This is a genomic window from Nonomuraea sp. NPDC050643, assembly GCF_040654715.1.
In the GTDB taxonomy this organism is placed as follows: domain Bacteria; phylum Actinomycetota; class Actinomycetes; order Streptosporangiales; family Streptosporangiaceae; genus Nonomuraea.
Genome location: NZ_JBFAIM010000181.1, coordinates 1 through 1,514 on the forward strand (window position 1 = coordinate 1; position 1,514 = coordinate 1,514).

Here is a 1,514-nt window from a genome sequence, read left to right on the forward strand (position 1 = left end):
TCGATGTGGTCGGGGGGCAGGCCGGCGTTGGTGAGGGCGGCGTGGATGACGCGTTGTTGGGAGGGGCCGTTGGGTGCGGTCAACCCGTTGGAGGCGCCGTCCTGGTTGACTGCTGAACCTCTGATCAGGGCCAGGACCTGGTGGCCGTTTTGCTGGGCTTGGGAGAGGGGCTCGAGGACGATGAGACCGGCGCCTTCGCCCCAGCCGGTGCCGTCGGCTGCGGCGGCGAAGGATTTGCACCGGCCGTTGGGCGCGAGGCCACGCTGCCGGCTGAAGTCAATGAAGATGGTCGGCGTGGCCATGATGGTGACGCCGCCGGCGAGGGCCATGGTGCATTCGCCGTTCCGAAGTGCCTGGACGGCTTGGTGGACGGCGACGAGGGAGGAGGAGCAGGCCGTGTCGATGCTGACGGCCGGGCCTTGCAGGCCGAGCACGTACGAGATCCGGCCCGAAGCGACGCTCGCGGTCGTACCGGTCAGCAGATAACCCTCGGTCCCCGAATTTTCCCCGACCTGAGTGCCGTAGCTCTGACTCACGACGCCGGTGAAGACGCCGGTGGGGGTGCCGCGGAGAGTGGTGGGGTCGATGCCGCCGTGTTCGAGGGCTTCCCAGGCGACTTCGAGGAGGAGGCGCTGCTGGGGGTCCATCGCCAGGGCTTCGCGGGGACTGATGCCGAAGAAGGCCGGGTCGAATTCGCCCGCATTGTGCAGGAACCCGCCGTGGCGGCTGTACGTCTTGCCGGGGTGGTCGGGGTCGGGGTGGTAGAGATTGTCGAGGTCCCAGCCGCGGTCGTGAGGGAACTCACCGATGGCGTCTACGCCGTTGTGGACGAGGTTCCACAGGTCGTCTGGCGAGGCGACGCCGCCGGGGAAGCGGCAGCCGATGCCCACGATCGCGATCGGCTCATTGGTGGTGCCTGTGGTGGTGAGGGCGGTTGCCTTCGGAGCTTCCGGCTTGGTCGTGATGAGTCGTTCGTGGAGGTGTTGGGCGAGGGCTGTGGGGGTGGGGTGGTCGAAGATGAGGGTGGCGGGGAGGCGGAGTCCGGTGGTGGTGGTGAGGCGGTTGCGGAGTTCGATGGCGGTGAGGGAGTCGAAGCCGAGTTGTTGGAAGGGGTGGTGGGGGTTGAGTTGGGTGGGGTTGGCGTGGCCGAGGGTGGTGCCGGCGTGGGTTCGCACGAGGGTGAGGAGGGTGTGGTGTTGTTCGGTCTCGTTTTGAGTGGCGAGTTGGCGTTGTAGGTCGTTGCTGGTGGTGGGGGTTGTTGGGTTGGTGGTTCGGCGGGTGGGGGCGAGGTTCGTGAGGATGGGTGGGAGTGTTCCGGTGGTGGTGCGGAGGTGGGTGAGGTTGAGGTGGGCGGGGATGGTGAGGGGTTGGGGGGCTTTGAGGATGGTGTCTAGGAGTTCGTGGCCTTCGGTGAGGGATAGGGGGGTGATGCCGGTTTGGGTGATGCGGTGGTGGTCGGTGGTGGTGAGGTTGCTGGTCATGGTGCTGGTTTGGGTCCAGAGTCCCCAGGCGAG

The 1,514-nt window shown here is 67.0% G+C and carries 1 protein-coding gene; it reads right to left on the minus strand.

The annotated features are described in order from the left end of the window. On the minus strand, positions 1–1,481 hold a 1,481-nt coding region (locus AB0I15_RS66840; protein ID WP_358121205.1), incomplete at its 3' end, for a beta-ketoacyl synthase N-terminal-like domain-containing protein. Positions 1,482–1,514 lie beyond the last annotated feature (33 nt).